Here is a 19,865-nt window from a genome sequence, read left to right on the forward strand (position 1 = left end):
CAGCACGTTGGTCAGCGCGTTGCCCGTCCCGCCGATGTTGCCGCTCCCCGTCAGGGTCAGGTTCTCGATATGCTGGCCGGCGAGGCTGAAGGTCACGGTGCTCCACACGAGATCGGTACCCTCGCCATTCTTCTCGACCACCGTGTCGCCGGCATCGTCGACGACATAGGTGTCGTTGCCGTCGCGGCCGACCATTCTGTCGGCGCCGGCGCCGCCGTCGAGCAGGTTGTTGCCGGCATTGCCTGCCAGCACGTTGGTCAGCGCGTTGCCCGTCCCGCCGATGTTGCCGCTCCCCGTCAGGGTCAGGTTCTCGATATGCTGGCTGGCCAGGCTGAAGGTCACGGTGCTCCACACGAGATCGGTACCCTCGCCATTGTTCTCGACCACCGTGTCGGCGGCATTGTCGACGACATAGATGTCATCGCCCAGGCCGCCGGCCATCTGGTCGGCGCCAGCGCCGCCGTTCAGCGTGTTGTTGCCCGCGTTGCCGGTCAGCACGTTGGCCGCTGTGTTGCCCGTGCCGTTGATGCTGGCGCCTCCGGTCAGGGTCAGGTGCTCGACGTTCGCGCCCAGGGTGAAGGTCACGGAACTCAACACGAGATCGGTGCCCTGGCCCGCCAGCTCGAGCGCCCTGTCGCCGGTATTGTCGACGACATAGATGTCGTCGTCCGAGCCGCCCTCCATCCGGTCGGCGCCGATGTCGCCATTGAGCTGGTCGTTTCCGGCGTCGCCCCGAAGGGTGTCGTCGCCGGCCCCGCCGTCGATTGTGTCGTTGCCATCCCCGGCCTGGATCGTGTTTGCGACGGCGGTGCCGGTGATGGTGTCATCGCCGGCGCCCGTGACCAGGTTCTCGAAGTTGGTGAAGGACTCCCCGCCGTAATTCGTGGCGCCGGTCACGAGGTCGATCGTGTAGAGGCCACCCCAGCTCGTCGTGTCGAGCGTATCGATGCCGTTGCCGCCATCGATCGTCTCGAGCGAGTTGGTCAGGCCGGCAAAGACCTTGTCGTTGCCGTCGCCGGCGAGATAGACGCCGTCGCCGTTCGAACGGATCGTGTCGTTGCCGGCGCCGGCATCGATCGTCAGCGTCGCGATATGCGGGACGAGTCCAATCGCGGAAATGACGTCGTTGCCGCTGAGCCCGAGGAGGGTGAGCCGGTCCACGGTGCCGCTGGTCTCGAACTGGCTGATCGTCACGGTGGCCGGCAGCCCGGTCACCGTCAGAAGCGCGCCGGTCGTGCCGGTGAGGTTGATCGTGTTGTTGCCCCCGCTGGCATTGAGGGTCAGCGTGTCGACCTGCGCGTCGCCCGCCAGCCCTCCGGCCGTCGAGGCGAGGTCGATCGCCAGTTGCGTCAAGTCGGTCGACGCCAGGTTGTTGACGAGGATGGTGTCGGCGCCGCCCAGCGCTGCGAACTGGATCACCTCGGTGTCGTTGAGATCCATCGTGACGGCGGCGACGTCGCGGAAGAACGTGACGCGCCCGCCGTTGGCCGAGAGGGTAATGTTCTCGGCGATATTGGCGCCGTTGAAGCGCAGCGTGTCGATGCCGCCCTGGCCCTCGATGATGTCGTTGTCGTCGCCGGGATTCCAGAGGACGGTGTCGTTGCCGGCACCGAGCAGCGCCGTGTCGTTGCCGTCGCCGCCGGTGAAGATGTCGTTTCCGGCGGAGCCGATGAACGTGTCGTTGCCGAGCCCGCCGTTGACGTTGAGCGAGACGAGGCCGGCCGCGAGCGAGCCTGCGTCGATCACGTCGTCACCGGCTGCGGCGTTGACGTTCAACCGGTCGTTCGCGCCTTCCGCGCCGGCGATCGAGACGGTCCAGGGCAGTCCGGCCGTGGACACGATCCCGCCGGCCGACGATACCGAAATCGTCTCGGCGCCGTTTGTGCCGTTGACCGCGACGGTATCGGCTGTCCCGTCACCGCCGCCGCCGGACGCTTCGAGGTGCAGCTCGACAGTGGTGACGTCGGTGCCGCTCAAGTCGTTGACGGTGATGTTGTCCGAGCCGCCGAGCGCATGGAAGGTGATCTTCTCGACGTCGTCGAGATCCATCGTGACCGCCGCAACGTCGCGCAGCAGGAGCGCGCGTCCGCCGTTCGCGGAGAGCGTGACGGTCTCATTGGCGTTCGAGCCCGTGAACAGCAGTTCGTCGAAGCCCGCCTGACCCTCGACGATGTCGTTGCCGTCGCCGGGCGCCCATTCGAACCGGTCGTCGCCGGCGCCGAGGAAGGCGGTGTCGTTGCCGTTGTCGCCGAACACCTGGTCGTTGCCGTCGCCGCCGAGGATGGTGTCGGCGCCCTGGCTGCCCAGGATCGTGTCGGCATCCGCACCGCCGTCGATCACCAGCCTGACGATGCCGGCCGCCAGCGTGGTCGCGGTGATGGTGTCGTTGCCGCCAAGGCCGTTGACCGTGAGCGTGTCGTTGGCGCCTTCCGCGTTGGTCGCCGCGACCACGGCCTTCAGGCCCGAGACACTGAAGGAGGTGCCCGCGCCGGTCACGGCGATCGCATTCGCGGCAGCGCTGCCGTCGACGGCCAGCGAATCGGCCTGGCCGTCGCCGGCCGATCCGCCGATCGTCGAGGCGAGGTTGACGTTGACCGTGGTCGCGTTGGTCCCGGTGAGGTCGGTGACCGTGATCGTGTCGGCGCCGCCCAGGGCGTTGAGCGTAAACCTCTCGACGCCGTTCACGTCCATTACGATGGCGCCGACGTTGCGCGCCAGTTGCGTCCGCGTGCCGTTGGCCGAGAGGGTGAGAACCTCGTTGGCGGCGCTGGCGTTGAACAGCAGCGTATCGGTGCCGCCCTGGCCCTCGACGATGTCGGAACCGTCGCCCGGATCCCATTGGAACGTGTCGTTGCCGTCGCCGAGGAGGGCGATGTCGTTGCCCTGGTTGCCGTCGACGAAGTCGTTGCCGTCGCGGCCGTAGATCGTGTCGATGCCGTTGCCGCCCAGGATCGTGTCGTTGCCGTCGCCGCCGTCGAGCGTCAGCGCGATCAGCGCCGCGAGGTTGCCGGTGGCCGAGATCGAATCGTCGCCGGCGCCGGCGTTGAGCACGAGTCTCTCGGCGGTGCCGATGTCGAGCGCAAAGGGCGCAGGATCGATGCGGTCGAACCGCACGCGCGTGCCGTTGGCGCTGACGGTGAACACCTCGGTGCCGTTGCCGCCATTGACCTCGACCGTGTCGGTGCCGGCGCCGCCTTCCATCAGGTCGGAATCATCGCCCGGGTTCCACACCATCCGGTCATTGCCGTCGCCGCCGTAGATCTCGTCGTCGCCGTCGCCGCCGCTCAGCGTGTCGTTGCCGAGGCCGCCGACCAGCAAGTCGCTGCCGCCCCGGCCGAACAGCGTGTCGTTGTTGTCTTCGCCGGACAGCACGTCGCCGGCCGATCCGCCGGTCAGCGTGTCGTTGCCGGCGGCGCCGTTGAATTCCGCCGCCGGCAGGGCGCCGTTGGCCTCGTCGAGCGCGATGGTGTCGGCGCCGCTCAGGCCGACGGCCTCGATGATGTCGGTGTTGGCGACTGTCGCCGGCCCGCCCGTGACGGGAACGGCCCCGCCGTTGACGAGCAGGGTCCCGCCGGCGTTGCGCGAGATGGTAACGGCATCGGTGGCGGACGTGCCGGTGACGGCCAGCTTGAATTGCGCCGGAACGTAGGTCGCAGTGGCCATGCTATCGATCTCCCTGTGCAGGAGCCGGAGAGAATTTTTCCGCTCGAACGATCGCCTCGGTGCTCACGATGGCACGGGGTGCAGGCGGATGCCACCTCGGGGCGTCACCTGGTTCGGGATGGCCTCATCCGACCTTGTTGCCGGCCAGGGGATCGGCGCCGAACCTGTTCGGACCTGTCGTGCCTTCCAGGAAACCGCATTCGATCAGGAGCCACACGGCGCCCGCGACGGGGATGAAGACGATGAAGACCCACCAGCCGCTCTTGTCGCGGTCATGGAAGCGCTTGACGTCGGTCGCGATCGAAACCAGCAGGCTGACCAGGGTCACGAGGATGACACCCGCGATCAGGATCCATTCCCCGGTCTGCGTGGGCGGCCGATGCAGGGAGGAGTGGCCGAACTGTAGCGCCACCCAGATGTGGAAGAAGAAGTTCGCGAAGAAGATCCCGATCTTTATCCGCCAGTATCTTGCCCGATTGATCCGGCCCTCGAAGCTGAAGCCGTCGAACTTCATGTGCTGAGTCCCTCGCTGGGCATTGTCACTCCGCCGCGCCCTTCTTCGCCTGGCATTCCTCGATCTTGGCGATCGCGGCGCCGATGCCCTCGAGGCTGAAATCGTAGTCCTGCGTGCCGACGCCCACGAGGCCCTCACGGCCGCCCTTGCGCAGTCCGTCGACCTCCGCCGCACCCAGCCAGGCGATGCTCCAGTCGCCACCGGCGCCACTTGCGCCGATGCCGCTCATCTGGTTGCCGCCGCCGTTGCCGGAGCCCTTGCCGTCGATCTGCAAGGTGCCGTCCCATTCCTTCGGGCCCTTCATCGGCACGGCGAGCTGCCACTGCTCCGACGCGCCCAGCTGCACGAAGTCGACGCCGAGGCGGACCTTGCGGTTGTCGACGTTAGACACGGCCACGCAGTACATGAAGGTCTGCCCGCTCATCGCCGCCCGCACGGTCAACCGTCCGGCCTGGCCATAGGGCCGCTCGAACCTCTCGTTGCCGACGATGTCGTAGCCGCCATATTCCGTCGGCGCGGCCAGCGCGCCGTGGGTGCACTGGCTCGCGAGCCGGCGGATGTGCGTCGAGGCGCCTTCGACCGCCGTGCGATCGGTGCGCTGGCACCACTCGACATGCGCCTTGGTGACGGCGTGGACGCCCTTGCTGAAATCCTGGCAGGCCGGGTCGATCGCGATGGCGTCCTTCGCCACGGTCGAAACGGTAGCGGCATATTGCTGGCAGAAGGCGGCGTCGCCCGGTCCCGACCCCGAGCCCGATGCGGCCGCCTCCACCGCGTCCGAGGTCACGCAGCCGTCGATCCGGGCGCTCATCGTGTCGGGATCGCCGAGATCGAACGTCCGCTTGAGGTTGCGCGCGGGCAGGTTCACCTCCATGCGCTTCGAAGCGAAGAAGACGTCGGTGAAATCGTTCTCCAGGACGGGGCTCCACAGCCGGTTGGGATTGAGCTGGGTCATCGTGAAGGTGAAGACCTTGCCGCTGGGCCGCAGGGTGACGGTGGCCGGATCCTTCGTACCTCTCGGCGTTCCCGGCCCGGGCATGACGAAGTATCGCTTGCCGTCGGCCCCAAAGCTCAGCCGCAATCCCTCGTTTTGCGCACCGCCCGTCGTATCGGCGACGCAGCGCTGGAACTTGCCGTCGTCGCCCCGCAGCACGCTGATGGCCCAGCCGCCAAACAGGCCAAGCTTCTTCGTCTCGGCCATCGCAGGCCCGGCGAGGGCAAGAGCTCCCATGATTGAACCGCCGACCAGAATGCCCAACGCCCCTGTACCCAACGAACGTCCCGCCATAGCGACCCCCAGCTCACGCCGACGCTGATTCACCCGGTGCGAGTCCTATCGCGTCGATGATGCGGAAACCACGGAAAGCGAGTGCGTCAGTGTGGCAACCTCGTCTTCTTACCGGCTCGGAGGGGGAGGGACGTCGTAGAACTCGACCTGCATCCGAATCTTCCCGAGCGGCTCGACGTGATGGGTCTGCTGCGGCAGGACGAGGCCGGGACGGTCCGGCGTCAGGATCGTCTCGCCGCTGCCGTCGGATAGGACGAGCCGGACCTCGCCCTCGAGCACGCGGATCACGCCCCACACGCCGTCTTTCGTCCGATGCTCCCGCCGCAGGGCGGCGGGAAGCGTCTTCTCGTCGAAGACCGGCGTCGAATTGTAGGGCGCGGGGGAAATCATTCCATTCCTCTTCCTTCGACGCTCTCGGACCTTGCCAAGGGCCGGCGGTCGCTGAAGCTACGCGCCCGGTGATGGACGCCGAGATCGACTTTCGGAATCCGGGCCGGGATTTGTGCAAAGACAGCCATGACACTCCATCCTCAACGAATGCCCTGAAGCGTCCGGCTGCCGAGTGCCAGCTTGAAGCTCTCCGCGATGCGGGCCGCCTTTGCCTGCATCGAGTGGGCGGCCGCCGGCGGCATGTCCGCCTCGGTGGCCTCGCGCCACAGCATGAGCCAACGGTCGAACATCTGCGGCGTGATCCGGTCGCGGTGTTTCAGATGGGCCGCCATCGGCATGCCCTTGTAGCGGCCGCTGGTCAGCATCAAGGAGGACCAGAAGGCGGCAAGCTTCTCCAGGTGTTCGGGCCAGTCGTCGATGGCGTCGTTGAAGACCGGGCCGATCAGGGCATCGGCGCGGACGGCGGCGTAGAAGCGGTCCACGAGCCGGGCCAGGCCCGCTTCGTCGACACCTTCGAGTTCGCCCACCAGCCGGCCATCCATCACCCGCTCCAATCATTTATCGAGAATACATCTATGGTGGACCCCTAAACATGTAAAGTAGATGCATGTATTATGAGTGCCCGTTCCCCAACGTGTCGCAGGGCCACCCGACAGATGCGCCTGACCCGCTACACCGACTATGCGTTGCGCGTGCTCACCTATCTCGGCGCCCAGCCCGACAGGGTCTGCTCGATCGCCGAGATCGCGCGCGCCTACGGCATTTCGCAGAACCACCTGATGAAGGTGGCGCACGACCTGGGGAAGGCAGGCTACGTCGAGGGCGTGCGCGGCCGCGCCGGCGGCATCCGCCTCGGCAGGGCGCCCGAGAAGATCAATGTCGGCGAAGTGGTCCGCCACACCGAGGAAGGCTTCGATCTGGTCGAATGCGGCGGCTGCGCGATCGCCCCGGCGTGTGAATTGACCGGCGCGCTGAGCGAGGCGCTCGCGGCGTTCATGGCGGTGCTCGACCGCCACACGCTGGCGGATCTGTTGAAGCGACGCACGAAGCTGATGCGGTTGTTGGAGGTGGGGTAGGGCGTCCTGCGCCTCGTAGTGACGCTCATCTTGGCGCAAGATGGATGGTCAGGAACACCCCATCCCGCACTGGCCGCCGAAGGTCGATTCCCGCCGGCATCGTCCGGATCATCCCCGCCTTCGCCATCCGCCGAACCGCGTTCCGCGACAGCCGCAGCTCACCCGCCAGAAGCCGGTCGGCGCGCAGGCCGATCGGGTACGGTACGCGGCACTCGATCTCCAGCGTCAGCGCCGGCAGTGCGCGCGGTTCTTCGATCACGCGCTTCGTTACAGCGACGTCGCCGGACTCCTGCACGCGATCGGTCCAGCGCCTCAGCGCGGCGGTGTCACAGGCGAGAGTGCGGACGAGGGTGGGATCGTTCGACTGCAGCGCCTGCAGGTATTCGCGGTCGAGCGTGTCGACGTCGCGGCGCTCGACGATCGGGCGGTTCCAGGTGCCGTCGCAGTCGGCACATCGGTAGATGAGCCAGGCGTCGACGCGCCGGCCGTTGGCGTTGAGCCGGATGCGGCCGCTGCTGCGGAAGCCACGCGGGCCCCGGCAGCGGCTGCAATGGAGCCAGGGTTGCGGCTCGGTTCGGGGAGTGATCGTCCACTGCATGCGCAGGGTCTGAGGATGGGTATTGGACACGCCGGTTGGGTCTTCCCGTTGGGAAGCCCGGCGAGGCGGCAGTAGGAGCGAGGCCCCCTCTGGTCAGGGGCGCGGCGTGGCAGGGACGGTCTGAAGCGGACGCGAAGGAAACAGTCCAGGCGGCGGTGGTCAGCAATGCCAAACCGGTCTCGAACCGCCACCCCGACGGGCTCGCGCGCAGGCACTCGTGCTCAAACACACATGCACATGCGCAAGGATCGGCGGCGTCGCATCGCGTCGCCGCACGATCGGGGAACTGCTGAGACCGGCGTTACTTAGGCAAGGTGAACTCGGAACCGCTCTTTGCTGGAGGCGCGTTGCTTAGCCGAGAGGCGTGGGTTTGACAAGCTGTAGTGCCTGTCCTGCAGGCGCCATTGAAGTTGTCTTGTTATTAACGATGGTCGGTAAAGTTGTAGATGATTCTTGATAATGCAAGCTATCTTGACGTCAAGCTTGAAACAGCCAATCGACGTGTTGCTCGATGCGTTCGCCAGTCGACTGAAGGCTGCAGGATTCACGCATGTGTCGAGAGGCTTGGCGATGCGTAACAGCAGCGATGCCGTGCTCAATCATCTATTCTTCGCGACACACAATCCGACCGCGATTAGAATCGCCAACGACATCCTGACGGCTGAAAGCTCACCGAAGGTCCCGCGGCATGGCCAGTAGTTCGATCGAATGGACGGAGGCGACCTGGAATCCGGTTGCCGGCTGCACGATCCTGTCTCCGGGCTGCACCAACTGCTACGCAATGCGCATGGCCGCGCGCCTCGAGGCGATGGGCATGGCGAAATATGCCGGGCTGACGCGCAAGTCCGGCGGCCGCGCCAAGTGGACGGGTGCGGTGCGTCTCGATCGAGAGGCGCTTTGCGCGCCCCTCGGCTGGCGCAAGCCGCGCATGATCTTCGTCAACTCGATGTCGGATCTCTTCCAGGAGACGGTGCCCGAATCGTTCGTCGCCGAGGTCTGGGAGATCATGGCGAGGACGCCGCATCACACCTACCAGATCCTCACCAAGCGACCCGAGCGGATGGAGGAGCTGACAGCCCGGCTGCCGCTCCTCGCCAATGTATGGCTGGGCGCAAGCGTCGAGAACGCCGACCATCTGTTCCGCATTGACCCTCTCCGCCGCACCCGCGCGGCCGTGCGCTTCGTATCGCTGGAGCCGCTTCTGTCGTCGCTGGCTGGCATCGACCTCCACGAGGTCGATTGGGCCATCGTCGGTGGCGAGTCCGGTCCCGGCGCACGTCCGCTCGATCCATCGTGGGTCCGCGAGATCCGGGACGCCTGCAAGGCACAGGGCACCGCCTTCTTCTTCAAACAGTGGGGTGGCAAGAACAAGAAGAAGCAGGGCCGAATGCTTGACGGCAAAACCTGGGACGAATTCCCGGCAGTTGCTTCGTTCGCAGCCTAGAGGGCGGGCACGCGGCTCCTGCCGAAGCCGACCGTATCCGGCCCGAACCCGTGTTCAGCGTTTTGGCCTCGTCGGAACGAGCGATGACGAGTGCGTCATTGTTTGAGAATACGACCATAGGTTTTGCGATGCAGTGTCGGCCCGGCCGTCCAATCGAGTTCTCACCGATCATCACCGATTGTTGAACGCGGTCTCGTCATAGTCCTCGTCGGCCGCGCCAAACGCTGCACTGGCTGCATTTTGCGGGCATCCAGAGCAGGGGCGTAGAGCCGGCGCTTTGTTCGGTCGAATACCGACGGGTTGCTACACGTGAAAGTTTTCTCTCGAAGGTTTCACCGCCCCTGCTATAAATCTCGCAGTGTTCGAGTTGGGAGCTCGGCACTTCGTGTGGGTGACCTGCACTCCGTTGGGAGCGAAGCGCAGGTTTTGGGGTCGGAGTTCTACATGACCGTTTCGCTGAAGCGATCGGAGCGCGAGAGCTTTCGTCATCTAAGCGTGAAGCTCAAGAGTCTGGGTGTGGGCGACGCAGAAGTCGATGCGGTTCTCAGCCGGATCAGAGTGAGGACTGGTGTCGTCGATCCATCCGGGGAGGTCGAGGCCTGCGGCGGCTCACCTGGATGTTCGACAGTCGTGATGGAGGGAATTGCCTGTCTGTACCAGAGGCTGGCAGACGGCGGTCGACACATCCTCGCGTTTCAGTATCCGGGCGACTTCTGCGATCTGAACCGGCATCTGTTGCCGGAAGCCATCAGTGAAGTCGGCATAGGAGCCATCACGCACTGCTCGGTCGGCACGATCAGTCACGTCGACCTCGATCGACTGATCGCGCAATATCCATCGCTGGGCCGGGCGCTATGGCGCGCCTCCATGCTCGAGGCGGTCATCCTTCGCAAGAGCCTGGTCAATGTCGTTCGACAGCCGGCGCTGCAGCGCGTCGCCCATCTATTGTGCGAGCACCTGGTCCGGCGGGAAGCCGTCGGAATGAACACCGCCGTCGTTGCGCTTAGCCAGTTGGATCTGGCCGATGCGACGGGGCTTTCGATCGTACACATCAATCGTACCTTCAAGGAGCTTCGCGAGTTGAAGCTCGTGTGCAAGGAGGGCCGCAGGATGAAGGTGGTGGACAGGAAGCGACTCGCTTGTCTCGCCGCTTTCGATGGCGACTATCTCAATCTGCCGCAGCGCCTTTCGCACTGGCAGGTCGATATCGAGCCGCCGCAGCCAATTCCCTTTCGCCGACGACAGGGTGGCAATCAGTAACCACTGCAAGGGTTTGCGGACAGAGACTGTTTGCAACCCGTGGACGACGCCCCGGACCTGCCACCTCGTCACACCGTCGGGATCGTCCCGCCGTCGATGACGTACTCCGTGCCGGTGATGCTCGTGGCGCGGTCGGAGGCGAGGAAGGCGATGAGGTTCGCGACCTCGGCCGGCGTCGAGGGGCGGCCGAGGGGGATGCCGCCCAGCGCCTTCATGACGATCGCCTTGCCGCCTTCGCGGTCCACGCCGGCGTCCCGCGCGATCCGCTCCGTCAAGCGGACGGCGGCTTCGGTCTCGATCCAGCCGGGTGACACGCGCACGACCCTCACGCCTTTGGGCGAGACCTCCTTCGAGAGGCTCTTGCTGTAGGTCGAGAGTGCCGCCTTTGCGGCGGCGTAGGCGGTCGTCGCCTCGGGCAGCGGCAGCCTGCTCTGGATCGAGGTGACGTGGATGACGACGCCGCTTCCTCGCGCGACCATGCCGGGCAGGAGCGCGCGGTCGAGCCGCACGGCGGGCATCAGGTTGAGGTCGAGCTCCCGTGCCCAGTCGGTATCGTCCAGCACGGCGAAGCCGCCGGCCGGCGCGCTCGAGCCGCCCAGCATGTGGACGATAACGTCGATCTCGCCGAGTCGTTCGCGCGCCGCCGCGGCCAGGTCGGCGCAGCCCTGCGCGGTCGTGAGATCGGCGGCAACGAACATCGCTTCGGGGACTGAGGCCGGTCGCGAGCGGGCCGTCGTGAGTACGCGCGCGCCGAGTTCGGAGAAGAGCGCGACGGTGGCCGCGCCGGCGCCGCGCGTGCCCGATGTGATCAGCACACGCTTGTCCTGGAGGTTCAGGAAACCGCTCATGCGCCGATCCTCAAGCCCGAGATGCGCCCGCCCGTGAGCCGGAAGGTGAAAGTGAGGAGGGCGGGGCTGCCCGGAAATGCTCCTGTCATTTTGGCACGGACGATGGTCCGGTCCGGTTCCTCGCGGATCTCGCACGGCTCGGCCGTGTGCCGGTACTGCGCCTTGGCCGCGCGCCACCACGCTTCGATGGCGGCGAGGCCGGAATGCGTGCGGCCCTCGTCCTCGACAACCGCGTCGGATGCGAAGGCGGCGAGGGGAGGGGCATCGAGCGTGCCTTTGTCGGCGTCGAAAAAGGTTTGTATCGGGGCTGGCAGCTTCATGATCGTGTCCTTCCGCCTGTGGTTGCCCGCGATGTAGGCGTTTACGGAAATCCCGATAAGTAGGACAAATCGCTATGTGTTATTCCGAAAATCAGGACAATCTGCGATGAAAGGCATCGGGCTGGGCGAACTCGACGCCGTCCTGGCCGTTTCCCGCGAGGGCTCGTTCCGCGGCGCCGCCCTGGCGCTCGGCCTGTCGACGACGGCGCTGAGCAATGCCGTGGCGAAGCTCGAGGCGAGGGTGGGTGTGCGCCTGTTCAACCGGACGACGCGCAGCGTCTCGCTCACCGATGCCGGCCGCGCCTTTGTCGAGCAGGCGGGTCCGGCCCTGCGCGAACTCCACGGCGCGATGGACGCGGTGCGTGCGCAGCAGGCGACGCCCTCCGGCACCTTGCGCATCAACGCCTTCGCGTCGGGGGCGCGCGAGATCATTTCGCCACTGGTCCTGGAATTCCTGCGCCGCCATCCCGGCGTGCATATCGACCTGGTGACCGAGGGACGGCTGGTCGACATCGTGGCCGACGGCTTCGACCTCGGTGTGCGCCGGGCCGATCTCGTGCCCGCCGACATGATCGCGGTCCCGCTCGGCCGGCCGCTGCGTTACGCTGTGGTCGCGTCTGCGGCCTATTTCAAGCAGAAGGGAAAGCCGCGCACGCCGACCGATCTCGGCCGGCATCGCTGCGTCCGCGGCCGCCTGCCCAATGGCGCGCTGCTGCGGTGGCACTTCGAGAAGCGCGGGGAAACCATCCTGATCGACGTGAACGGGCCGCTCACCCTGGACGAAGCCAGTCTCGCACGCATCGCCGTCCTGGAAGGCGTGGGTATCGGTTTCTTCCTGGAGCAGGACGTGCGAGATGACATCGCGGCCGGCCGCCTCGTGCGCGTGCTCGAAGACTGGACACCGCCGATCGCCGATCTCTGCCTCTACTATCCCGGCCGCCGCAATCCGTCGGCCGCCCTCAAGGCATTCATCGGCCTGGCGCGTGAACTCGGCCGGAAGGCGAAATCATAGGCGTTGCGGGTCAGGCGCACGAACGGTCAGGGTCTCGTCCGCTCGAATAGGCGCGAAGAGCCTCGGCTGCCTCCTGCCAGAGTTCCTGGGCGCATCGCACGACCTCGGGATGTTGCTCGGTTTGGCCGCGTACCGCCCGGCTATCGTTGGCGAACGGCAGAGAGTGCGCCGTAACCTGCGACCGCACAGAAGCCTGCCAGGATGACGAAGAAGAGCGCAAACGGATCGTGGCGGCCCACACCCAACCAGACGGCCAAGGCGCCGAATGCCAGCACGAGGGTGACCGCACTCCACCATATCGCACGCACCCCGAAGCGGAGTTTCTGGAGGCGCTCGACCGGCTTCGGTTTGTCAGGCGGATCCTCGGGTGGTGGCGCCTCGGAAGGTTGACCCGGCGGCTTCGCCGGAGGCGCTTCCCTGGGCAGTTCACCTTCGGCGGGAGGCTCGCCGACAGGTAGATCTTTTGCGGGAGGGTCGATCCTGGGATCGTCTTTTGGGGCGATACGGGTCTCGGCCATCGACACTAACGCACGACACGGGCCAGGGCTGCGTGGGCCCAAAGGCTTGGCGCGGTGCCGCGGCCTGTCTAGACAGCATGCGTCATGACGATCGGCGATTCTCCGCACCCCAATGCGTCGAGCAGAGAAAAGCTCGTGCGCTGGGCGATCTCGTCGGCGACGCTGACCTTCCCGCAGGCTGCGGCTCCGGTGGCCTTTGCGCTGCTGGCCGTCGCCCTCAGCGGCGAGGCGAGCGGCGGTGCGGCCATGATCCTCGCCATGACGCTCGCGCAGGTGGCTGGCGCGTTGCCCATCACGCGGCTCGGCCGGCGTTTCGCCATGGCCACATTCCTCAGGCTGCTGCTGGCGATTCGCACGGCCGCGCTCGTGGCCATTGCGGTGTGCGCTGCCTCCGGGGTCTCGCTCCCCTGGCTCATCGCGCTCGCAGCCGTCGCCGGCCTCGTGAACGGCGCTGCCTCCGGTTACCTGCGCGCCGTTCTCAACCAGCTGGCGCCGGCGTCGGGGATGTCGCGCGCGTTGGGGATCGCTGCCACGCTCAACGAGCTGACTTTCGTGCTGGCGCCCGTGATGGCTTCGGGTCTCGGCTCGATCTCGCCGGTCTTCGGCGTCGTCGCGATGGCGCTCGTGGGCGCACTGCCCGCCTTGCTGATCCCGAACCTCGGTGCGGCCGCCGTTCCCGCCGGCGAGGCGCAGCACGGGAAGGGCTCGATCTTCACGCCGTCGATCCTGCTTTGGCTGTTCTGTGCGATGGCGGGCGGCGCGACCGTGGCGTCCATCGAGATCGGCGCCGTCGCGCTGGCGCTGAACTTCGGCTACGAGCCGGCGCTGGCGATCGTCTTCACGGTGCCGCTGTGTCTCGCCTCGGTGGCGGGCGGCGTCTGGGTCAGCGTGCGCAACCGGCGGGCGGCGCGGAGCACCGTCGTGGCGCAGCTCTTTGTCATGAGCGCGGGATCGGCGCTCGCGGCGGCCAACCTCTCCGTGGCAACGACCCTTGTCGGCGCGATCCTGATCGGCCTCGTGCTGGCACCGCTCGCCACCCATTACTCGCTGATCCTCGACACGCTCGCGCCACCGCACCGCCGCCCTGAAGTCTTCGCGTTGATGCGTACCGCCAACGCCTGCGGCGTCATCCTCGCCAGCGCCCTGCTGACCGTGGCATCCCTGTCTGCTTCCCTGGCCGCGGTCACTGGTGTGATTTTCGCTGCGACTCTTGCGGTCGCCGTGTCGTCGGCGGCTTTCGGCCGTAAGAGGAGGGCGCGGTTCTCCAATAGTTAGCCAACTATGAAAGTATTTCTTGACCGGTGCCGCGCCACTCAATACTTTCAGATATGGCTAAGTATTCGACCGATCTCGACAGGGCATTCTCCGCACTCGCGGATCCGACACGGCGGGCGATCGTCAGCCGTCTGTGCGAGGGGCCCAAATCCATCAGCGAACTGTCGGAGCCGTTCGACATGGCCCTGCCGTCGCTCTTGAAGCATGTGCAGGTGCTCGAGCAGAGCGGTCTGATCAGCTCGGAGAAGACGGGGAGGGTCCGGACCTGCCGGATCGAACCGCACGCCCTCCAGGAGACCGAAGCGTGGATCCACCAGCATGTCGCCAGCTGGGAGAGACGCCTCGACCGCATGGAAGCCCACATCCAGCGCATGAAGAGGAAGCACTGACCATGAGCAATCCCGTAAAGAATCCCGCGTCCCCCTGGCGCGACTGGCCCCTGGATCGCGAGATCGTGCTGGGCCGGCTGATCGATGCGCCGCGCAGCCTCGTCTATGCCGCCTGGACGGACCCGGAGCAGATCCAGGTCTGGTTCGGCCCCGAAGGCTTCGCCATCGAAACGAAGGAGATCGACCTCCGGCCGGGCGGCGTCTGGCGCTTCGACATGGTCGCGCCCGACGGCACGCGCTACGGCAACCGGATGGTCTTCCTCCGCCTCGAGGAACCGTCGCTCATCGAGGTCGAGCACGGGTCGGACCAGGACGACGATCCCGGCAAGTTCAGGATGCTTCTCACCTTCGACGAGCAGAGCAACGGCAAGACCGCGCTCACGCTGCGGCAGATGCATCCGTCCAAGGCGCAGCGCGAAGGCGCGATCGGCTTCGGCGCCGTCGAATATGGCGGGCAGACGCTCGACAAGCTGGCGCGCCATGTCGCGCAGCTCAGGAGCAGATGAGCGTAGGGTTACTGTTTTGTATCAATGGTAATCCGGCGGCCGGGCGCCCCTCCGCGCTTCGGCCGCCCGTGATATTCTGGCGACAAGGGTCGAGAGGACGGTTCGAGAGGATTGCCGGTGGCCAGGGACGACAGAAAGCTTGCCGAGCTCGAGAAGAGCCTCCATCAGCTGCGCGACGATCTCAACGATCTGTCGAAGGCGCTGAACGTCAACCCGAAGAACACCAGCCTCGTCATCCGCCGCGTCAACCTGATGGGCCGGATCGTGGCGGCGCAGTCCAACGTCGAGCAGTTGCGCGGCACGCTGCATCACGCCTCCCGCGCCTGACGCGGCCGCTGATGGCCAGTCGTCGCACTGTATCCCCGCGCGTTTAGGGGTATAAGGCGCCGATGTCCGATATCGAAGCGCTCCGCAAATCGCTCGCCCTCTCGTCCGAGGGGCTGGCGTCCGAAGACAAGAAGAAGATGGCGGTCGACGCCCTCATCGCGATCCTCGACGCGCTGGAGCGCGGCGACGGCTCGTTCGGCGAGTGGGAGCAGCGCTGCCTGGCGGCATCTGTCATCGCGCTGCGCGCCGCGAAGTACGACGACGCCCGCTCGCTGGCGCGGCGGGCGATCTGGCCTGAGGAAAACCGGCGCAATTCCGGCGTCGCCCGTCTGCTGCTACGGCCGGGGATGCTGACCATTCCCGAACTCCGCCACGAAATGAAGATCGCCCTGTCCATGCCGCCCCGGAAGGTCCGGCCCGTCGAATAGGATATTCGCGCGTCCCGTGCATGACCTCCGGGGTCAGCCTGTCGGCCGAAGGGTGAAGCGGCAGGAATACTGCCGGCTGAAGATCTGCAGCGCCCGGTCCTTCACGTTTCCCGTCAGGTCCACTGCGAACCGCCTTTCTCCTACCGGAACGGCGATGGCGCCGTTGATGAAGCCGTCGGCGGCGATCGGCACCGAATAGGTGCCGTTCTCGGCGGTCCTCACCGAAAGCTCGTTGCCCGTCTCGGTGAACTCCAGGACCACCTTCGAAACGTCCGCCTGCCTGCACAGGAAAGGAGACGAAGGATCGAGCATCGGCGCGGCCCGCCAGGAATTGGCCAGAGCGGCGGTCGACGACAGGGAAGCGGCGGCGACCGCTGCGACAGTGAGGAGCGAAGGGCGCACGAAATCACCTTGAAACGGGCTGTGAAGATGTCCCTCGTCAACCGGCTGCGGCGCCGCGCGTTGCATGGGAAGCGCGCCAATGCGCACTGTGGCCGGTAGGACACGCTCCCACCTCAATCCCGTCGCGCGTTGGCCATCGTCGCAACGCCGTGGACTCGCCGTCGTTCGTTTGCGTGCAACAACAGGATAGCCGCCAATGGACGACAGCTCTCGCCAACTGCTCTTCGCGACCTTCGCCTATCTGATGGTCATCGGCGGCATCATCGGCACACTGGGTGCCGCTTTCGGCGCCTGATCGGCGCCTTTACTGCGGCGTCAGACGGACGGCCTTCAGGTAACGGGTGTTGTAGTAGTCGGCATCGAGCGACGTCACCATCACCGGCGAGCCGCGATGGGTCGCGTGCACGAACTGATTGTTGCCGCTGTAGATGCCGATATGGGTGATGGCGCCGCGATAGCCGAACATCACGAGGTCGCCCTTCTGCAGGTCGTTGCGGGCGACGGGCGTGGCCTCGCGAACCATGTCGTGCGGCATGCGCGGGATGCGCTGTCCGAAGACCGCGCCGTAGAGATAGTAGACGAAGCCGCTGCAGTCGAAGCCGGTCTGGGGCGAGATGCCGCCGTAGCGATAGGGCGTGCCCAGGTAGTTCATGGCGCGCGAGACGAGCTTGTCGCCCCACTCGTTGCCGCCAGCGGCCTTCGGGGCGGCCGGACCCGTCGAGAAGGCGGCCGGGGTCACGGCGGCCTTGGAACCGGCCGCCTGGGGCGCCGGAGCGGCGGGCGTCGCGGCGGTGAAGCCGGCGAAGGCGTTGTTGTTGTCCTGCTGCCACCTGGCATTGAGCTCGTCGGCCATGCGATCCGTCGCATCCGCCGGCGCCGTCTTGGCCACCGGCTTCACCTTGGCCTTGGGCGGCGCCTTGCTGGCCTGCGCCATCGCGGGAGAAACCGCGCCGGCCGTTGCGAAGAGAGCCACTGCGGCCACCACCGCGAGCGAATAGGCCGTTGCTTGGAAAAGGACGCGCGCGCTCGTGCGGGTGTAGTGCCGGGCTCCCAACGTCATTATTTCGTCTCCTCTTGCAACCAATCCGGAGTGGCCAAAGCCTGACCCCATACTGGCCAAGGAAAGGCGGCCCGTCCAACAAATGTTGTAATTTTGCCACAGTAAAATTCGGCGCCTAAATAATTGAAATTTAAAGGTTTTTGACATTTGGCCGCAGCCGAAAGGTCGCGGCGGCGTCATCTTCCGGACGTAACCGCGCCGCCTCCAACCGCGTTGTCACGAGGTCGAAGCCGAACTGAAATCCGCTCCGCCGAGGGCCCAGGATGGCGCGCAAGCTCAAGACCTTCACCACCTCGGCCGGCTTCTTCGACCTCGCTGTGTCGGCTCCGTCGATGAAGGCCGCGCTGGAGGCGTGGGGTGCCGAAAGCAATCTCTTCCACCAGGGGTTTGCCCGCGAAACCAGCGACGTGGCGATCGTCGAAGCCACCATGGCTCACCCTGGCGTGGTGCTGCGCCGGCCGGTCGGGACCGGCGATGTCTTCACCGAAGATGCCGAGGTCTCAGCGGCCGTACTGACCGGCAAGGCGAAGGCCCAGCGGCCGAAGCCGCGGCGTCCTGAACCACCGAAGCCCAAAGATCGGCATGCCGGGCGCAAGGCGGCCGCCGCCTATGAGAAGGAGCAGCAACGGCGAGAGCAGCGGGAGCGCAAGGAAGAGGCGGCGCGGCAAAGGGAAGGGGCTCGGCGCGACAAGGCGATCGTGGCCGCGCAGGCGGCCCTCGACGAAGCCGAGAAAGCACACGGCCGGATCGTCAAAGGGATTGAAAAGGCGCAGGCCGCGCTCGACAGAAAGTCGAGTGCGGAAGAAGCGCGTTGGCAAAAGGAGCGGGAAAAGCTGGGGGACGCGGTGCGGCGCGCCCACGCACCGCGCCATCTGCGGCTGGTGTAGCGACGCCGACTACTGCGTCGGCTTCTGCTGCGGGCAGGTGAACTCGATCCGCCGCGGCGGCGTCTTGAGCACAGGCGGCGTGGCGTCCATGACGGGCTGCGGCTTGGGCCAGGCGCCGGATGCCAGGCGTGCTTCGATCAGGGGCACGAGCTGCTGGAGGATGACCCAGCCTTTCATGCGGGTGCCGGGATAGGTCGTGTGGACGCCATCGGCATAGAGGTCCGGGTCGAACGGCATCTTGCCCGCGAGGTCGATGAAGGGGAGCCCGTTCGCCTCGGCATACTTCTTCAGGACCCGGTTCTGGAAGAGCGCCAGGCGCTCCAGGTCGCGATAGCGCCACGGATACATGTAGATGTTGAGATAGTCCCAGATCATGCGGTTGCGGATCGGATCGAGCTGCATCCCGTCCTTCACCATCCACAGGAACGAGGTCAGTGCGAATTCACTGTCCACAGGCGCGAGGTCGGCGCGGATCCTGTCGAAGTCCCCCAGGATATCGGCGAGCTTCACTGGCAGGTCCTTGCGCGCCAGATCGGGATCGGTTTCGGACAATTCCTTGGGCCAGACGATTTCGTAATCGGGCTTGTCCGCCTCGCCGCCTTTCGACTGCAGCTTCATGGTGCCGACCAGCGTGTAGATACGCCTGGCGATATCGGAGTAGCGCGACAGGTCGGCCAGCCATCCCGTGGTCGTGTTATCGAGATGCACCATCGGCGCCGGCTTCTGCCCCGTCGGCACCGACGCCACGAGGCTCTCGAGCGAGAACTGGTTGCCGCCCTCGTGGTAGATCACGAGATCGGGACGGGCCGGCGCGACCTCGGTGCGCACGATCGCCTCGATGCCCGGCGATGCCACGGACTCACGCGCGGCACTGGCGACCTCGAAGCGGAGGTCGGGCCTGTTCTTCGCCGCCCACAGGTTCATCCAGTGGCCGATGAACTCGGGGAAGGAATAGGGCAGCTGGTGGGTGTCGGCGGTCGTCGAGGCGCCGACGAACACGATGCGGATCGTGCGCGGCGACCGGGCGAAGGTGATCGGCGGTCCGCGCCAGCCCAGCTCGTTGGTCACCAGCCCGGCCGGTGTCGTCATGTTCGGCAGGAAGCGGAAGGGCGGCTGCACCTTGCCGTCCACCGGGTCGAACAGATCGAGCCAGCCCGGCGCGCCGGCGAAGAATGGCGAGCTGCACGGGTCGTTGCCGACGAGCACCGAATTCCAGACCTTCAGGGCCTCGCTGGCCTTGAACGGCTTGCCGGCGCGTTCGAGCTTACGGTCGAGCTCCTCCAGTTGCTCGGGAACAGGCTGGCGATTGGGCAGCGGTGGCGGATCGCTGAAGAACCAGGCCCGCTCCACGGACGGCGCCCGCGCCACCTCGTCGAGGCGCTCGCCCGTCGTGTCGTTGCCGATGTTCACATAGCGCGTGGGAAGCGCGAGCTGGGTGAGCGGCAGCCTGTCGAAAGCCCGCGCAAGGGCTTCGGCAAGCAGGAGGCTGATCAGAATCGAGGCGGATGCCAACGCCACATTCGCCAACGTTCGACCGCGCAAAACCTGCTCCTCTGCCCGCTTCAGTGTTGGGGCAAATTTACGCGGCCGGATGGCAAAGGCAAAGCGCCCGGTTGCCGCAAGGAAGTCTCATGGCGCGCGCTACTTTCGGCTCGATGAG

22 protein-coding genes are annotated in these 19,865 nt (G+C 66.2%); 10 read left to right on the forward strand and 12 right to left on the reverse strand.

Annotated elements, in window-relative coordinates:
• The 5 genes from AC1ROX_RS09675 to AC1ROX_RS09695 all read right to left on the reverse strand — a co-directional run.
• The coding region (locus AC1ROX_RS09675) for a beta strand repeat-containing protein (protein WP_493124822.1) at positions 1-3,663 on the reverse strand (3,663 nt) is incomplete at its 3' end.
• Between the two features lie 124 nt (positions 3,664-3,787).
• On the reverse strand, positions 3,788-4,177 hold the full coding sequence (locus tag AC1ROX_RS09680) for a DUF805 domain-containing protein (RefSeq protein ID WP_493124824.1): 390 nt from the start codon (positions 4,175-4,177) through the stop codon (positions 3,788-3,790).
• A gap of 25 nt (positions 4,178-4,202) precedes the next feature.
• The gene (locus AC1ROX_RS09685) at positions 4,203-5,408 is read right to left on the reverse strand and encodes a hypothetical protein (RefSeq protein ID WP_493124826.1); all 1,206 of its coding nucleotides are present in this window, start codon (positions 5,406-5,408) and stop codon (positions 4,203-4,205) included.
• Between the two features lie 165 nt (positions 5,409-5,573).
• A complete protein-coding gene (locus AC1ROX_RS09690; RefSeq protein ID WP_493124828.1) occupies positions 5,574-5,855 on the reverse strand; it encodes a TehB family protein in 282 nt (93 codons plus the stop codon).
• A gap of 140 nt (positions 5,856-5,995) precedes the next feature.
• Complete coding sequence (locus AC1ROX_RS09695) at positions 5,996-6,397, reverse strand: group III truncated hemoglobin (RefSeq protein ID WP_493124830.1); 402 nt, start codon at positions 6,395-6,397, stop codon at positions 5,996-5,998.
• A gap of 114 nt (positions 6,398-6,511) precedes the next feature.
• On the opposite strand from AC1ROX_RS09695, the gene AC1ROX_RS09700 reads away from it, so the two are divergent.
• Positions 6,512-6,931 (forward strand): Rrf2 family transcriptional regulator, encoded by a 420-nt coding sequence (locus tag AC1ROX_RS09700; RefSeq protein WP_493124832.1) that lies wholly within the window; start codon positions 6,512-6,514, stop codon positions 6,929-6,931.
• A gap of 25 nt (positions 6,932-6,956) precedes the next feature.
• Here the strand turns inward: AC1ROX_RS09700 and AC1ROX_RS09705 are convergent, their stop codons facing one another.
• Positions 6,957-7,559, reverse strand: coding sequence for a DUF1062 domain-containing protein (locus AC1ROX_RS09705; protein ID WP_493124834.1), 603 nt, complete (start codon positions 7,557-7,559; stop codon positions 6,957-6,959).
• 658 nt (positions 7,560-8,217) lie between these two features.
• On the opposite strand from AC1ROX_RS09705, the gene AC1ROX_RS09710 reads away from it, so the two are divergent.
• The gene (locus AC1ROX_RS09710) at positions 8,218-8,973 is read left to right on the forward strand and encodes a DUF5131 family protein (protein WP_493124838.1); all 756 of its coding nucleotides are present in this window, start codon (positions 8,218-8,220) and stop codon (positions 8,971-8,973) included.
• A gap of 444 nt (positions 8,974-9,417) precedes the next feature.
• Positions 9,418-10,233 carry a Crp/Fnr family transcriptional regulator gene (locus AC1ROX_RS09715; protein WP_493124840.1) on the forward strand — a complete coding sequence of 272 codons (816 nt, stop codon included), beginning with the start codon at positions 9,418-9,420 and terminating at the stop codon, positions 10,231-10,233.
• A gap of 68 nt (positions 10,234-10,301) precedes the next feature.
• On the opposite strand, the gene AC1ROX_RS09720 is transcribed toward AC1ROX_RS09715, so the two are convergent.
• Both AC1ROX_RS09720 and AC1ROX_RS09725 read right to left on the reverse strand, forming a co-directional pair.
• Complete coding sequence (locus AC1ROX_RS09720; protein ID WP_493124842.1) at positions 10,302-11,081, reverse strand: SDR family oxidoreductase; 780 nt, start codon at positions 11,079-11,081, stop codon at positions 10,302-10,304.
• Complete coding sequence (locus tag AC1ROX_RS09725) at positions 11,078-11,401, reverse strand: nuclear transport factor 2 family protein (RefSeq protein WP_493124844.1); 324 nt, start codon at positions 11,399-11,401, stop codon at positions 11,078-11,080. The genes AC1ROX_RS09720 and AC1ROX_RS09725 overlap by 4 nt, the downstream gene beginning before the upstream one ends.
• Positions 11,402-11,507: 106 nt before the next feature.
• Here AC1ROX_RS09725 and AC1ROX_RS09730 point away from each other — a divergent pair, with 106 nt between their 5' ends.
• Positions 11,508-12,413, forward strand: a complete 906-nt coding sequence (locus tag AC1ROX_RS09730; RefSeq protein ID WP_493124846.1) for a LysR family transcriptional regulator — start codon at positions 11,508-11,510, stop codon at positions 12,411-12,413.
• A 140-nt stretch (positions 12,414-12,553) separates the two neighbouring features.
• On the opposite strand, the gene AC1ROX_RS09735 is transcribed toward AC1ROX_RS09730, so the two are convergent.
• The gene (locus AC1ROX_RS09735; RefSeq protein ID WP_493124848.1) at positions 12,554-12,931 is read right to left on the reverse strand and encodes a hypothetical protein; all 378 of its coding nucleotides are present in this window, start codon (positions 12,929-12,931) and stop codon (positions 12,554-12,556) included.
• Between the two features lie 84 nt (positions 12,932-13,015).
• Between AC1ROX_RS09735 and AC1ROX_RS09740 the strand changes: the two genes are divergently transcribed.
• From AC1ROX_RS09740 to AC1ROX_RS09760, 5 genes are all read left to right on the forward strand, one after another.
• Positions 13,016-14,206: an MFS transporter gene (locus AC1ROX_RS09740; RefSeq protein ID WP_493124850.1), complete on the forward strand. Its 1,191-nt coding sequence runs from the start codon at positions 13,016-13,018 to the stop codon at positions 14,204-14,206.
• Between the two features lie 53 nt (positions 14,207-14,259).
• Positions 14,260-14,595, forward strand: coding sequence for an ArsR/SmtB family transcription factor (locus AC1ROX_RS09745; RefSeq protein WP_493124852.1), 336 nt, complete (start codon positions 14,260-14,262; stop codon positions 14,593-14,595).
• Between the two features lie 2 nt (positions 14,596-14,597).
• Complete coding sequence (locus AC1ROX_RS09750) at positions 14,598-15,101, forward strand: SRPBCC family protein (protein ID WP_493124854.1); 504 nt, start codon at positions 14,598-14,600, stop codon at positions 15,099-15,101.
• Between the two features lie 117 nt (positions 15,102-15,218).
• Positions 15,219-15,428, forward strand: coding sequence for a hypothetical protein (locus tag AC1ROX_RS09755; RefSeq protein ID WP_493124856.1), 210 nt, complete (start codon positions 15,219-15,221; stop codon positions 15,426-15,428).
• Positions 15,429-15,490: 62 nt separating this feature from the next.
• Positions 15,491-15,856, forward strand: a complete 366-nt coding sequence (locus AC1ROX_RS09760) for a hypothetical protein (RefSeq protein ID WP_493124858.1) — start codon at positions 15,491-15,493, stop codon at positions 15,854-15,856.
• Positions 15,857-15,889: 33 nt separating this feature from the next.
• Here the strand turns inward: AC1ROX_RS09760 and AC1ROX_RS09765 are convergent, their stop codons facing one another.
• Positions 15,890-16,324 (reverse strand): hypothetical protein, encoded by a 435-nt coding sequence (locus AC1ROX_RS09765; protein WP_493124860.1) that lies wholly within the window; start codon positions 16,322-16,324, stop codon positions 15,890-15,892.
• A gap of 238 nt (positions 16,325-16,562) precedes the next feature.
• Positions 16,563-17,318, reverse strand: coding sequence for a C40 family peptidase (locus AC1ROX_RS09770; RefSeq protein ID WP_493124862.1), 756 nt, complete (start codon positions 17,316-17,318; stop codon positions 16,563-16,565).
• A 263-nt stretch (positions 17,319-17,581) separates the two neighbouring features.
• Between AC1ROX_RS09770 and AC1ROX_RS09775 the strand changes: the two genes are divergently transcribed.
• A complete protein-coding gene (locus AC1ROX_RS09775; protein WP_493124864.1) occupies positions 17,582-18,205 on the forward strand; it encodes a cell envelope biogenesis protein TolA in 624 nt (207 codons plus the stop codon).
• Between the two features lie 9 nt (positions 18,206-18,214).
• On the opposite strand, the gene AC1ROX_RS09780 is transcribed toward AC1ROX_RS09775, so the two are convergent.
• A complete protein-coding gene (locus AC1ROX_RS09780; RefSeq protein WP_493124866.1) occupies positions 18,215-19,717 on the reverse strand; it encodes an SGNH/GDSL hydrolase family protein in 1,503 nt (500 codons plus the stop codon).
• Between the last annotated feature and the right edge of the window lie 148 nt (positions 19,718-19,865).

The sequence above is a fragment of the Reyranella sp. GW821-FHT14A01 genome (assembly GCF_058803965.1).